The following is a 12,990-nucleotide window of genomic DNA, read 5'->3' on the forward strand; positions in this document are numbered from 1 at the left end:
TTGCTACAGCAAAGTGACTAGCACAGGTTCACAGGATGATCTTATTGAAGCCTATCGTGTAGCGTTGGATGAATTGATTTCATATGATACAGTTCTTAATACCAATATGGAGTACATTTCCCTGGTTTGGAATGAGGGAGTTACTTTAAAAAGCTCTGATAAGCAAGTCATTGAGGAATCCCTGCAAAAAGAATATAACGTAACGATGTACAACTACACTTATGAACAATTAATAGAGGAGAAGTTATATGCCCAGCAGAAAACTACGCTAAGAGGCATTCTTTTAACGATTGAAAAGCAGCAGCAATCTAACAACCCAGATGAGATGACGATTGAGGTCAGTAAGTATCGTGCAAACGAAGGAGCAGTCGCTTTAGACATGAAACTAGCTTGTCAGGAAGGGCAATGGAAGGTCGTTGAATATGGTATGATCAGAGAAAGTTAGGGAACAACTAATTTCCCCATTCAATAGTGGGTAACCAACACAAAGAACACTTCGAACTGCATTAGCTGCTTATGACAAATAATAAAGAGCATGTGTGTATGAATACGAAGGTAAAATCGCTACTTTAGCGGCTTTTTTATTTGAATCAAGTCAGCAATCAGGCACTATGATTTTATTCCTTTATATATAGGTAAAGCAGATAAAAAAGAGGGGAAGCATGCAATCATAAGTTGTACAAAATACTCCCCATTTGCAAGGAACCGTTATGGTGTCGAATTTGCATTGTAGTACAATACCAGATTGCCATCATGTATAGTTATATCCACTTTAGACGTTGTATAAAGTGTTTTCTGAATGGGGACAGTATGAAAACGGAAGGTGGATGAGAAATGTACCGTTTGTTCATGTTGTTACCCTTTATTTTTTTATTGATTACACCATTACATTCTTATGCTTCCCCTGTTTCTGAAGATCCTCTTATAAATGATCTCCGTAAAGGAGGGTATATCCTTTATGTTCGTCATGGGGAAGCAACTTTAGGAGAGGATCAACAAGATCTTAGTCTAACGGATTGTTCCACTCAAAGGAATTTAAGTGCTAGAGGTATGGATCAAGCAAAGAAGTATGGTGAAGCCATTCGAAAGCTCCATATACCCGTTACTTTTCCAGTTGAATCGAGTCCACTTTGTAGAACTGTGCAAACTGCGGAAGCTGCTTTTGGCAAACCCAATGTAACTGTAAATGAATTTTGGATGAACATATACGAACTAAGCAAGAACATCAATACAGAGGATGCACAGAATATCATTCAAGCCTTTACAAATGAAGTTGAACGTATAACTCCTAATACATCCAATAGGGTTATCATAGCTCACTCTTTTCCACAGGATATGGGTTTAGGGGACATTCCATATATGGGGACAGTAATATTAAAACCGCTGGGAAATCATATGGGGTATGAGATCGTTAAAAGGTTGACTCTGGAGGATGTACTACGTCTAGCTGAGATGCAGTAGTTTAAACTGTTGGATACAGCACAATCTGTTCAGGACAAAATGATACCGTGAAAGTTTCACATTACCTAAATCATATGAGATTCAAAGGAATTTACTGAGGCATTCAAATCTTACAGGAAGCATATGATTGATTACAAACTGCGGTGCCGAATAAGGTACCGTAGTTTCTTTGTTTTGCGATTCGAGCGTAACATGGTTGGGCTGATAATGGAAATTAACTTCCAGTAGCACTGATCAAATTGGAATATAGCTATAGATGATCTCGTTTTAATCGGATAATATAATCTTAAAAGGGGGGGGAGAAGTCGATAATGATAAGTTCATTGATAAATTCCTTGAGTTTATTGAAGCTAATGGCCTTAACGCTTTCCACTCGAATTTGAAAGGATCTTTATTTTGAGAAAAACAATTAATTATGTTCTTTTGTTAATGATTATCTGGGTAGCATTACTGTATCCTTTTCGTTCTGCTTGGTTTGTAGGTGCAAATCAGATTGCTGAAGATCTTCATGGAGTATATTTACTTTTCTTGTTCTTTGGATATCTTATTTGTTCATCTGGTATGGGACTTATTCTTGGCAAGATGTTTTTTAAACGAAAAGAACAGTAATAACAAAAAGTATCGTTCGATAGAAAGCGTGACTTTTGTCCGTCGCAAAGTCATTTACGTGTCACTACCCTTTAGCCGTATTGCAAAGCTAGTAATTCCGTACATAAGACCTTCTGCAAGGAAAGTAATTGTCTTCGAGAAACGCTAAAATATAATACTGGGCAGACGGACGCATCGTAGAGGCGCTCGAGGAGGTGGCTGACATTATAAATAACCATTGGAAATTAGCGATGCAGAGGACGTTTTTGCATAATGTTGAACCTCTTTAGAATTATTCGTTGAATACAGGTTATAGCTTTTAACATCCGAAAAGCAAAAAACAAGACGCTAATATGACAAGGTTACTATGCACCATAAATATTTAGCAGGTATAAAACCAATTGATTTTTCATTTTAATAAGCATGGCCCGTTCTGAAATTTGTTGGTAATGATACATGTTGATGGATAAATCTCCATTCGCCATGTTCGCTTATATAGCCATCGGTTTGACGAGTAAGAAAGCTGGCAGATGGAGAACCATTCTCATATCAAAATGCAGAAAAATGTCGAATAAAGTGATTGCTAACTAATTTGTTGTGTGATATTATGATCCAGTAAACGTTTACATCAAAAGCGAATTGAATATTAGCAGTGTTTGGCTGTTACTGGTAAAGCAGGCATGACCAAAATGATTTTGCATTTTCCTTATGTGAGTAGGGGAAGGCATATCGTTTTGGTCTTTTTTATATCCAAATTCAGAAATGGGGCAAAGGTATGGATTATCGCAAGTTGGGACAAGAGATTACGGAATTGGTTGGAACGAAGGATAATATCGCTCGGCTTACGCACTGCGCAACCCGACTGCGGTTCGAACTTCACGATATCTCCAAAGCGGAGACAGAAAAACTTAAAGCACTCCCAGGAGTCATTACCGTTGTGAACAATGGTGGACAATACCAGGTTGTCGTGGGCAATGAGGTACAGCAGGTCTACCGAGTTATCACTCAACAGATGGGTTCAGCAACTCGAAGTGCGGACACCACATCAGCTTCTGGCAAAAATAACGGACCAAAACAAAAACAGAGCTGGATCTCCAGATTCATCAGCGTGATCTCAACGACATTTACTCCGGTCATTCCGGCAATCATTGGCGCGGGTATGATCAAAGCGATATTAGCCGTACTTGTGCTGACAGGCCTCGTAACGACGGAAAGCCAAAACTACTATATCCTTAATACCATTGCAGACGCGGCGTTTTATTTCATGCCTATTCTGCTGGCTTATGGAGCTTCCATTAAGTTTGAAACAAGTCCAATTCTGGCGATGACCGTTGCCGGCGTGTTATTACACCCGGGATGGAGCGCCCTGATGGCGGAAGGAAAAGACGTGTTTTTCATCGGTGTGCCAGTTCGACTAACCGACTATGCAGGCTCCGTCCTGCCGATTATTATTGTTGTTTGGCTCATGTCTTACATTGAACGTTTCGCGGATCGAGTATCACCTTCCATGATCAAATTTTTCACGAAACCGATGATTGTGCTGTTGATTACAGCACCACTTGCATTAGTGGCCATCGGCCCTTTCGGAACATACCTGAATGATCTGGTGGCGATGGGTGCAGAAGCAATTAATGCCAGAGCCAGTTGGCTGATTCCTTTGTTAATGGGCACTTTGCAACCGTTCCTGATCGTGACAGGCACTGCATGGGCGATGACGCCGATTGCAACTAGCCAACTGACCAAAAATGGATATGAAATGATCAACGGTCCGGGAATGCTTGCGTCCAATATTGCTCAAGGTGGGGCCACGCTTGCTGTAGCATTAAAAACAAAAAACAAAAAACTGAAACAGCTCGCTGCTTCATCCGGTTTCACCGCTGTGCTGGGCATCACGGAACCATCCTTGTACGGCGTAACGCTGAAACTGAAGAAACCCTTAATTGCCGCAATGATCGGTGGTGGTGTAGCAGGGATATATGCTGGTCTGACTGGATTAGTACGTTATGCCTTCGTGTCTCCAGGGCTTGCCGCGTTACCTGCCTTCATTGGCAGCAATCCGATGAACATCGTTCATGCCATTGTGACTTGTCTAATCGCTTTTGTCGTTACCTTTGCTCTGACATGGATCATTGGTTTTGAAGATCCAGTGGACGATGAAGAAGAAGGCAACACCAACGTTAACGATGACAAGCCACTTTCCGGGCAGCCTGTTCAAGACAACAGCCCAAGCACAAAGTCTTCTACAATAACAAATGCAAATGTACCGAGCCAAAATGAATTACTCCCACTTACGATCGCCAGCCCGATGCAAGGGGAATTAGTCCATCTAGACCGTGTACCAGACGATGTCTTCTCTTTGGGATTACTGGGTAAAGGCGCTGCCATTATTCCTGCCAAAGGAGAACTGTATGCACCAATCGCAGGTGAAGTAACGGCTTTCATGGACTCCAAACATGCAGTCAAATTAAATGGTTATGATGGAGAAGAGGTGCTCATTCATATTGGAGTGGATACCGTCAACTTGAAGGGGAGACATTTCGACTCATCCATTAAAGTAGGGGATCGGGTACAACGGGGGGACTTATTGATCCGCTTTGATATCGATGCCATCAAGACGGAAGGCTACGAAGTCATAACCCCGATCATTATCGCCAATTCGGATCATTTCTCGGACATTAAGCTGGAGAAGCAGAGTCCTGTGGAGGTTGGAGCGACGATTATCCACCTTACCTAACAACCGTAATACGGTCCTATATATATGTAGATCAACATTAAGATGAAGGAGTGCTTGAGATGTTATATCAACACATCAAACCATTCCCCAATGATTTTCTGTGGGGAGGCTCTACCTCGGCCTATCAAGTGGAGGGAGCCTGGAACGAAGATGGCAAAGGTCTGTCCGTGATTGATATGTGTGATCATCCGGCCGGAACCGCCGATTTCACAGTAGCGAGCGATCACTATCACCGATTCAGAGAAGACGTGAAGCTTTTTGCAGAGATGGGTCTCAAAGCGTATCGTTTTTCCATTGCATGGACTCGAATCTTGCCTTCAGGCGTAGGGGCTATTAATGAGAAAGGCCTCGATTTTTATCACCAATTGATTGACGAGTTGCTGTTACATGGCATTGAACCCATTGTCACCATGTACCATTTCGACCTCCCCTACGAGCTTGAGAAAACCGGAGGATGGAACAACCGGGGGACGATCGATGCCTTTGTCGAGTACGGGCGTATCTTGTTTGAGCAATACGGGCATAAAGTGAAATATTGGTTGACCATTAATGAGCAAAATACGATGATTCTTCATCCAGGTGCTATTGGTACACCGAAGGGCGGACGTTTGCCTTCCAGTAAGGAACTGTATCAGCAAAATCATCACATGTTTGTGGCTCAAGGCAGAACAATGCGACTATTTCATGATATGCTCCCGCACGGCAAGATCGGTCCTGCATTAAACATGACTTCCATGTACCAGGCAACCTCCAGGCCAGCAGATGCAATCGCTTCACATAACTGGGAGACCATTCGTGGATGGGGGTTTCTCGACTTATCGGTGTGGGGACGGTATAATCCATTATTCTGGAGTTATTTGCAGGAACGTGGCATCGAGCCGATTATTGAGCAGGACGACATGGAAGACATCCAGTCAGGCCATCCCGATCTTGTAGCGATCAATTATTACTCAACGGCAACCATTGCCGCCAGTACGGGCGATGCGTCGGATGTTACAGCTCGTGCGGGTGATCAGCAAATTATGCTTGGCGAGCAGGGAGTGTACCGTGCCGCAGAGAATCCTTATACGAAAAAAACAAAATATGGCTGGGTCATTGACCCGGTTGGCCTAAGGCTGACATTGCGTAAGGTAAGTGAACGATATGATCTCCCGATTTTAATTACGGAAAATGGCATAGGAGCTCCAGATGTACTGGAAGCAGATCACACTGTCAACGACACGTACCGAATTGATTTTATCGAGAAACACCTGGAACAGATCAGACTCGCTCTAACGGATGGGGTGGATGTGATTGGTTATTGCCCTTGGTCCGTTATTGATGTAGTAAGCACCCATCAGGGTTATGGGAAACGCTACGGCATGATTTATGTAAACCGTGGTGAACAGGATCTGAAAGACTTGAAACGTTTGAAGAAGAAAAGCTTCTCGTGGTATCAAGAGGTCATTAAACAAAATGGTAGATGTATCGGAAATTCGGATCAGGCGGTCACGAAAGAATAAAGGATCGTGATGAAAGCATGAGAGTAATCAAAATATTGAATAACAGCTTGCTACTGACCAAAGATGAACAGGGGCAAGAAGTGATTGTCATGGGCAAAGGTTTGGCATTCAAAGGTAAAGTCGGTGAGTGTCTCGAAGAGGAGCATATCCAGAAACGATTCATTCTGCAAAATAATCCGTCTGCTCAGGCTTACGTACGAACCATCGAAAACATGCCAGAAAAACATGTGAATGTCATAAACAAACTGATTTCCAATGCAAAAGAAAAGCTGTCTCTTGACGATCAAATCTTCTTTACGCTTATGGATCACTTGTCTTTTGCCATTGAACGATGGAAAAAAGGTGTATCATTACAGAATCGCATGTTGTGGGAGATCCAGAGGTTTCATCCCGTCGAATTCGAACTGGGCATGGAAGCCGTCCACATGTTGAATCAAGAACTTGGCATTGAGCTTACGGAAGAGGAAGCAGGGAATATCGCGTTTCATTTTGTGAATGCCCAAACACATGAGCAGAATATGGAGCGCACCATGCAATCCGTTAAGATGTTAAAAGATATTTTTAACCTGATTCAATATAGCTTTGATATGCAATTGAACAAAAACTCCATCCATTATGTGAGACTCGTCACACACCTACAATTTTTCATCCAGCGTTTACAAGAGGGTCGGCTGGGCAATTCGCCGAAAGATTTCATCTTTCAGCACATGGTGAAGGAGCATCCGCTTGAATACAAATGCGCGGAGATGATCAAAACCTATGTGCAAAACATGCTGGATATCTCCATATCAAACGAGGAATTATTATATTTGATGATTCACATTGCTCGAATTGTGCAGGAGGAACAGGGTCACGAGGAACGATTATAAAACAAAAGTTATATTGATTTACTTATGGCACGCGATTCTTTGAATATCTGATGCCCTTGATTTCTAGTATGTTTATATGCCTGTTAGCAGACAGGAAAAAATGATTCTTTCTAACGATGACCGTTTTCTCGTATTCTATCGGGAAACGGTCTTTTTTTTGCAAAAATCTATTCGTATGGTACCTTACTCATCGAACCTTTGCGAACGGACTCCAGCTTCCTCAACTCATATGACATTGACAAATGATAACATTTTATTATCATAATTGGGAATTTTCTATATGTAAGCGCTATCTTAAAAATTATAATTTATGTATCTGGATGTTAATCCGTTCAGAAATACTTAGACCAAATCAAGAGGAGGAATTGTATGAAACGGTTACGTCAATGGAATATTGCAGCCTTGGTTCTTGTGCTCGTACTCGGTATGTTTCCATTTTCGAATGTCTCACATGCAGCCCAGGCAGTTACGGAAGTGGAGGAAAGTCATTTGAGCACAAACTTTGAAGACGGTACACTTCAGGGATGGACTCCACGTATAGGTAACGAAAGACTGACAGTGACACAGCAGGAAGCACACGAAGGTCAGTCCAGTATGCTGGTTGCCAACCGTGAGCGTTCCTATCAAGGAGCGATGTTATCCATGAAAGATCTGCTTGAGCGTAACCAAGAGTACGAAATTACGGCATATGTAAGACTTACCCAGGAGCCCACCACGGATCAAACGCTACAGCTCACCACATATAAAAAAACAACTGCCGAAAGCTGGAACCCGATCGGCAGCGTGAAGATTGCCAAGGCGGAATGGAATACATGGCACAAGATCACCGGAAAATTTCAGTATAGCGATGATCCCGCTGAATTGAATTTGTCCATCGAAACACCCTACATCTCTGATGATAGCGTAGATACGTTATCGTTCTATGTGGATGATGTATCATTTACTATGGCAGAGCAACTGGAGATTGAAGAAGATATTCTGTCTCTGAATGATCTGTATCAAGATGATTTCCCCATTGGTGCGGCAGTGTATCGCTGGCAGTTGGAAGGCGCATACGGACAACTGCTCACAAAGCACTTTAACAGCTTGACCGCAACCTATGAGATGAAACCAAAGTACATGTCTCCTTCCGAAGGTGTTTATGAGTTCGAGGCAGCCGATCAATATGTTCAGTTCGCCGAGAAGCATGGTATGGGTGTACGCGGACATGCGTTGTTGTGGCATATTGATGCCGCAGAGTGGATGCTAAAGGATCGTCAGGGTAACCCTGCAAGTAGAGAATTACTGCTTGCCCGGATTCAGGATTACGTTGAAACCGTCATGACCCGATACAAAGGCAAGATCTATGCCTGGGATGTGGTAAACGAGGCGATTGCGGATAGCAATGGTGATGCCAACGGTTTACGTAAAAGTCCCTTTTATGAACTAATTGGTCCGGATTACATTGAAAAGACCTATGAATTCGCTCGTGCAGCCGATCCGGATGCCAAATTACACTACAACGAATACTTCACGGAAATCCCTGAGAAAAGAGAACATATGTATAAGTTGGTCAAACGACTGAAAGAGAAAGGGCTCATCGATGGTGTGGGTTTGCAATCTATCGCACTATAACCTGGAATCCCCGCCCATCGAGGAAATTGAAAAAACGATCAACATGTTCGCCGAACTTGGATTGGATATTCAGATCACGGAACTGGATGTGGATAGCGGAATTCCATTTGGTGAAGAGATGTCGGATGAAGTTGCGGTAAAACAGGCGTATCGTTATAAGGAATTGTTGGATTTGTACAAAAAACACAAAGATCACATTTCTTCCGTTACCTTATGGGGGTTGCAGGATGAGAAGTCTTACAACAACCAGGCTATGCTGTTTGATTCAGCCTTGAAGGCCAAAAAAGCATACTGGGGACTCGTCGATGAATCCAGCTTGCCTGTGTTGACGCAGAGAGCCGTATCTTTTCAGGTAAACCAGATATTAAAAAACAGTCACAAGATCCGCTCTGGAACAAAGCGGTGTCTACTACATTGAAGGGCAACTTTTCGGGATCAGCCAGTTTTCGCACCTTATGGGATCAAAGTAACTTGTATATCCTTGTGGATGTTCGGGATGCGAAGGCAGATGTGAATGACAGAGTAGATATCTTCGTCGATCACAATAATGGCAAGACCACTTCCTATGAAGCAGATGACCGACACGTAATCATTAAGCGTTTGGGCAAAGCTGAGGGCGCGGAGCCACGTTCATATCGTGTACGCGAGACAAAAAACGGATATTCGGTTGAATTGTCCATTCCATGGGGTGGTATCCAAGTCGGATCAGAATATGAAGCCGGCTTGGATATCCGTGTGACTGATGGCGGTGCAAGTGGGACACAGCCTTATAATCCACTGTACTGGAATGATCGAACACAATCACAGGAACAAGATACAAGCAAATACGGCGTGATTCAACTCGCCCCTATGCCCAAATCTGCACAAGCTGTGCAAGGGATTGTTCAGATTGATGGGAAGAAAGACGCCCTATGGAATAAGGCTGTACCCTTTGAGGTAAAACGGTTGAATCAGACTGAAGGTGCAGAAGCAGTGGCTCACGCAATATGGTCAGGTGAGTATCTATATCTGCTGGTCGACGTCACTGATCCAAATATCATAAGAGATAGTATTAACCCATGGGACCAGGATTCGGTTGAGATTTTCCTGGACGAAAATCACCAGCGCACACCGTATTTTCAATATGATGATGCCCAGTTCAGAATCAGTGCAGACAATGTAGGAACCTTTGCAGGCAGTGCCTCACCCGGACGTCTTGTAAGCGCTGTGAAGAAAACGAATAAAGGATATCTCGTAGAAGCCAGAATCAAGTTACATTCACTAACACCCAAAGCAGGAAATGTTCTTGGTTTGGATCTTCAAATTAACGACAACCAGGGCGGAGGCAAGCAGAACGTAGCCAAATGGAATGATAAGACCAATGAAAGCTGGAGAAACACTTCCCAGTACGGAATACTCACTTTTGTTGGAAAAAACAAACACGGGGATTAAATCTTTTGCCGTAGTAGCAAGAATGAAAACCATCATAACAGTTGTTCAGTGGCGGATTGATTCCATTTTATATTCTGATTCAGAAGCTGAATTTGTTGAACACGATGTGGGTGATGATTCTCCCTGAAGCGGTATCCATCTGGAACATGATCCTGTTGTTGAATTTTTTTCGCAACGTCCCCAAAGAGCTGGAAGAGGTCGCCTTCGTTGATGGAGCTGGTTACTTTCGAACTTTGATTCTTGTGTTATTACCTGTGTCGATGGCAGCCTACAAAGGATTCCGTAGCTGTTTCCGGTATTGAAGAACTTGGTAAAAACTCAAATCCATCCGTTTCGAAAGCAGGGATGACTGTGTATAGCCTTGTATCTGGAACTCTGACAATTATGTATCAGTAATTGGGGTGGCGGCACAAAATATTTCTGTGGGTAGTCCAGTAATTACAATAAAAGTGTAGAGGCAACTCCTTATATTCCTTAACTTAATGAAAAGGATTATCAAGCCCGCTTGTATAGCGGGCTATTGTCGATGGATAATAATATTATTCCATTCAAAGTCGTTATATAGCAATCTAGTTGACGGCAGGTACGATTTCGTTATGCACGCCGATTTCACATATGGCTGAATTGCTTTACAATAAGCTTAGAACCTGGTTCTACCCGAAGGCAAGCCGTTTTAAAAAAGCTCAAGGAGGGTTTCTCGTACATACGGTCAAAGAGCTGCCAAGATAATGCGACTCACCGAGTACGCCGTGATATCATTGGTGTCTTTTGTGGAAGTAACCACGGCTATGCGCTCATCTCTAAGACATTGAATTGAAAGTAATCTTTGAATGTTTTGACCAGCAGGATTGTTATTTGAATCCAGAGAGATCAACTGGTATACCTTTTTGTTACCGGACATTACCTCATCGAAGTAGTAGACGTTACCGATCTGACTTATTTAAGTAAATAAGCGTTTAATTGGAGGGTTTGTTATGTATAAATTGGTGAAAATAGCCGCTTATATATTGATGGCTTGTGGAGCCTTATATCCTATGGGGATTTTCTCTAAAGAAAGTTTGTATTTTACATTGTATCCGGGGTTGTTACTATTATTATCCACGAATGTATTTTCAGTTGTCATGAAACCCAAAACTGAAAGCAAGTAAAAGAAAGACTAAACGTAGAAAACAGATCTTTAAGCTAACGGTAGGTTATTGTAACTCCAGAAATAATAAAAGGGAACAAGTGTTCTTTACATATGTTATATATGAGTGATATACTCGAAACGAAACGGAAACAAGTGAAATTTAAATAAATCTATTTTTTAGAGGCAGACCTGAGGTTGGGAGTCTGTTTCTTTTTCTTTGAGCTAACATGCAGGTAAGTAGGTTGAATGAATATGGCGTGAAGGAACCAATCATTACGGTGTTGGACGTAACTTGGTTAATAACAGTTGAATTTAAAATTTGGAGGCATATTATGAAGCAATATAAAGTGGTATACCCACATCTTTCAAATTATCCTGATCCAATTGTTTTAGCTATAGGAGATGTCGTTATATACGGCAGAGAAGATACTGAATTTCCAAACTGGATTTTTTGTGAAGCAATCCATTCGAAAAAGAGAGGCTGGGTACCAAAACAAATATTAAGTAAACCAACTGAGGAAAACAAAGCGACTGTGTTAGCACACTATTCCGCATACGAATTGACTGTTACTCCTGGTATGTTAGTTGAAAAAGAATTTGAACTTAATGAATGGAGTTTTGTTCATACCACACATGGTGAGAAGGGGTGGGTACCTAATAGGGTATTAGTTATTAGATTGGGCGAAAATGATCACATTAAACGAAGTAAAAGAGAGGTTCGTACTTATGACAATAACGTTTAGGAAACTAAGTGAGCTATCGATCGAGGAAAATGTACGTATTTGGAATCTAGGATTCGAGGGTTATTTTATACAGATTGTTATGACGATTGAGGCTTTGATGACTAGGATTGTTAACGAAGGACTTTCTTTGGAGAATTCACTCGCTATTTATGTGGATGGTGAACCTGCAGGGTTTGTCATGAATGGATTTCGTGACGTAGATGGAAAGAAAGTGGCATGGAACGGTGGCACAGGTATTGCGCCTACATTTAGAGGACAGGGCATTGGCAGAGCGCTCATGTTAAGAAATCTAGAGTTGTACCGAGAACAAGGCGTGGAGATTGCGATACTTGAAGCACTCACCCAGAATGAGAGTGCGATCAAGCTATATCAGTATGTGGGGTATGAAATTACGGATCGATTAATGATTTTACAACATACGGGTACAATAGATCCCCAACTACTGAAGCGATCTGTTGCGCATCCCTTTTCTATCACCAAAGGATTGCCCCGTGATGTATACGCGCTAGACTTTTATCGAGGTTTATCTGCTTGGCAGACACAATGGCCTAGCATGAAGGAGGGTGAATCTATAATCATTAGACAAGATAGCGAGCCTGTATGCTATGCATTGTATAAGCGAACATTTGATCAAGAGGGTAAATTGGTAACCATTTCGCTCTATCAATGTGAGGTCCTTCCTGGACGGGACGATGCAGAGGAGATTTATAAGCTTGCTCTCAGTGAATTGTTCGCCCCGTTAGACTATGTATGCAGGCGAGGGACAGCTAATTTGCGTAAATCCAATCAACTTTTGAACGATCTATTGATAAAATTAGGTTTCACAACAAATGTTGAGCAAGTGCTCATGATGCGAAATATGGATCTTAGATGAAATCATTTTTTTAGTTTCGTTGTCTATAAAATGGCCTGGATTTAT

The 12,990-nt window shown here is 42.1% G+C and carries 12 protein-coding genes and 1 pseudogene; all 13 read left to right on the top strand.

Annotation, left to right across the window (positions count from 1 at the left end; genetic code table 11):
- The first annotated feature begins 13 nt into the window (after window positions 1–13).
- The 13 genes and pseudogenes from HW560_RS20695 to HW560_RS20755 all read left to right on the top strand — a co-directional run bounded on the left by HW560_RS20695 (window position 14) and on the right by HW560_RS20755 (window position 12,945).
- On the top strand, window positions 14–445 hold the full coding sequence (locus HW560_RS20695) for a hypothetical protein (protein WP_143067031.1): 432 nt from the start codon (window positions 14–16) through the stop codon (window positions 443–445).
- 389 nt (window positions 446–834) lie between these two features.
- Window positions 835–1,461 carry a histidine phosphatase family protein gene (locus tag HW560_RS20700; RefSeq protein ID WP_257031388.1) on the top strand — a complete coding sequence of 209 codons (627 nt, stop codon included), beginning with the start codon at window positions 835–837 and terminating at the stop codon, window positions 1,459–1,461.
- A gap of 396 nt (window positions 1,462–1,857) precedes the next feature.
- Entirely contained in the window at window positions 1,858–2,070 is a 213-nt protein-coding gene (locus HW560_RS20705) for a hypothetical protein (protein WP_090899010.1), read from the top strand.
- Between the two features lie 754 nt (window positions 2,071–2,824).
- On the top strand, window positions 2,825–4,783 hold the full coding sequence (locus HW560_RS20710; RefSeq protein ID WP_179264539.1) for a beta-glucoside-specific PTS transporter subunit IIABC: 1,959 nt from the start codon (window positions 2,825–2,827) through the stop codon (window positions 4,781–4,783).
- A gap of 59 nt (window positions 4,784–4,842) precedes the next feature.
- Window positions 4,843–6,285, top strand: coding sequence for a glycoside hydrolase family 1 protein (locus tag HW560_RS20715; RefSeq protein WP_179264541.1), 1,443 nt, complete (start codon window positions 4,843–4,845; stop codon window positions 6,283–6,285).
- 17 nt (window positions 6,286–6,302) lie between these two features.
- Window positions 6,303–7,154 carry a PRD domain-containing protein gene (locus HW560_RS20720; protein ID WP_090902394.1) on the top strand — a complete coding sequence of 284 codons (852 nt, stop codon included), beginning with the start codon at window positions 6,303–6,305 and terminating at the stop codon, window positions 7,152–7,154.
- A 369-nt stretch (window positions 7,155–7,523) separates the two neighbouring features.
- Complete coding sequence (locus HW560_RS20725; RefSeq protein ID WP_179264543.1) at window positions 7,524–8,768, top strand: endo-1,4-beta-xylanase; 1,245 nt, start codon at window positions 7,524–7,526, stop codon at window positions 8,766–8,768.
- Complete coding sequence (locus HW560_RS20730; protein ID WP_179264545.1) at window positions 8,737–9,186, top strand: endo-1,4-beta-xylanase; 450 nt, start codon at window positions 8,737–8,739, stop codon at window positions 9,184–9,186. The genes HW560_RS20725 and HW560_RS20730 overlap by 32 nt, the downstream gene beginning before the upstream one ends.
- Window positions 9,171–10,199: a sugar-binding protein gene (locus tag HW560_RS20735; RefSeq protein WP_179264547.1), complete on the top strand. Its 1,029-nt coding sequence runs from the start codon at window positions 9,171–9,173 to the stop codon at window positions 10,197–10,199. Before HW560_RS20730 ends, HW560_RS20735 begins: the two co-directional genes overlap by 16 nt.
- Window positions 10,200–10,240: 41 nt before the next feature.
- Window positions 10,241–10,468, top strand: a pseudogene (locus tag HW560_RS20740) (ABC transporter permease subunit); the annotation flags it as partial.
- Between the two features lie 705 nt (window positions 10,469–11,173).
- Window positions 11,174–11,347 carry a hypothetical protein gene (locus tag HW560_RS20745; protein ID WP_177185733.1) on the top strand — a complete coding sequence of 58 codons (174 nt, stop codon included), beginning with the start codon at window positions 11,174–11,176 and terminating at the stop codon, window positions 11,345–11,347.
- A 313-nt stretch (window positions 11,348–11,660) separates the two neighbouring features.
- The gene (locus tag HW560_RS20750; protein WP_177185732.1) at window positions 11,661–12,071 is read left to right on the top strand and encodes an SH3 domain-containing protein; all 411 of its coding nucleotides are present in this window, start codon (window positions 11,661–11,663) and stop codon (window positions 12,069–12,071) included.
- Window positions 12,055–12,945: a GNAT family N-acetyltransferase gene (locus HW560_RS20755; RefSeq protein ID WP_177185731.1), complete on the top strand. Its 891-nt coding sequence runs from the start codon at window positions 12,055–12,057 to the stop codon at window positions 12,943–12,945. Before HW560_RS20750 ends, HW560_RS20755 begins: the two co-directional genes overlap by 17 nt.
- The last annotated feature ends 45 nt before the right edge of the window (window positions 12,946–12,990 follow it).

The sequence above is a fragment of the Paenibacillus sp. E222 genome, assembly GCF_013401555.1.
Lineage (GTDB): Bacteria > Bacillota > Bacilli > Paenibacillales > Paenibacillaceae > Paenibacillus.

Bases quoted from the DNA above. Each gene is read 5' to 3' on its own strand.
- HW560_RS20700 (WP_257031388.1), top strand. From the start codon at position 835: ATGTACCGTTTGTTCATGTTGTTACCCTTTATTTTTTTATTGATTACA.
- HW560_RS20710 (WP_179264539.1), top strand. From the start codon at position 2,825: ATGGATTATCGCAAGTTGGGACAAGAGATTACGGAATTGGTTGGAACG.
- HW560_RS20715 (WP_179264541.1), top strand. From the start codon at position 4,843: ATGTTATATCAACACATCAAACCATTCCCCAATGATTTTCTGTGGGGA.
- HW560_RS20720 (WP_090902394.1), top strand. From the start codon at position 6,303: ATGAGAGTAATCAAAATATTGAATAACAGCTTGCTACTGACCAAAGAT.
- HW560_RS20725 (WP_179264543.1), top strand. From the start codon at position 7,524: ATGAAACGGTTACGTCAATGGAATATTGCAGCCTTGGTTCTTGTGCTC.
- HW560_RS20730 (WP_179264545.1), top strand. From the start codon at position 8,737: ATGGTGTGGGTTTGCAATCTATCGCACTATAACCTGGAATCCCCGCCC.
- HW560_RS20745 (WP_177185733.1), top strand. From the start codon at position 11,174: ATGTATAAATTGGTGAAAATAGCCGCTTATATATTGATGGCTTGTGGA.
- HW560_RS20750 (WP_177185732.1), top strand. From the start codon at position 11,661: ATGAAGCAATATAAAGTGGTATACCCACATCTTTCAAATTATCCTGAT.
- HW560_RS20755 (WP_177185731.1), top strand. From the start codon at position 12,055: ATGACAATAACGTTTAGGAAACTAAGTGAGCTATCGATCGAGGAAAAT.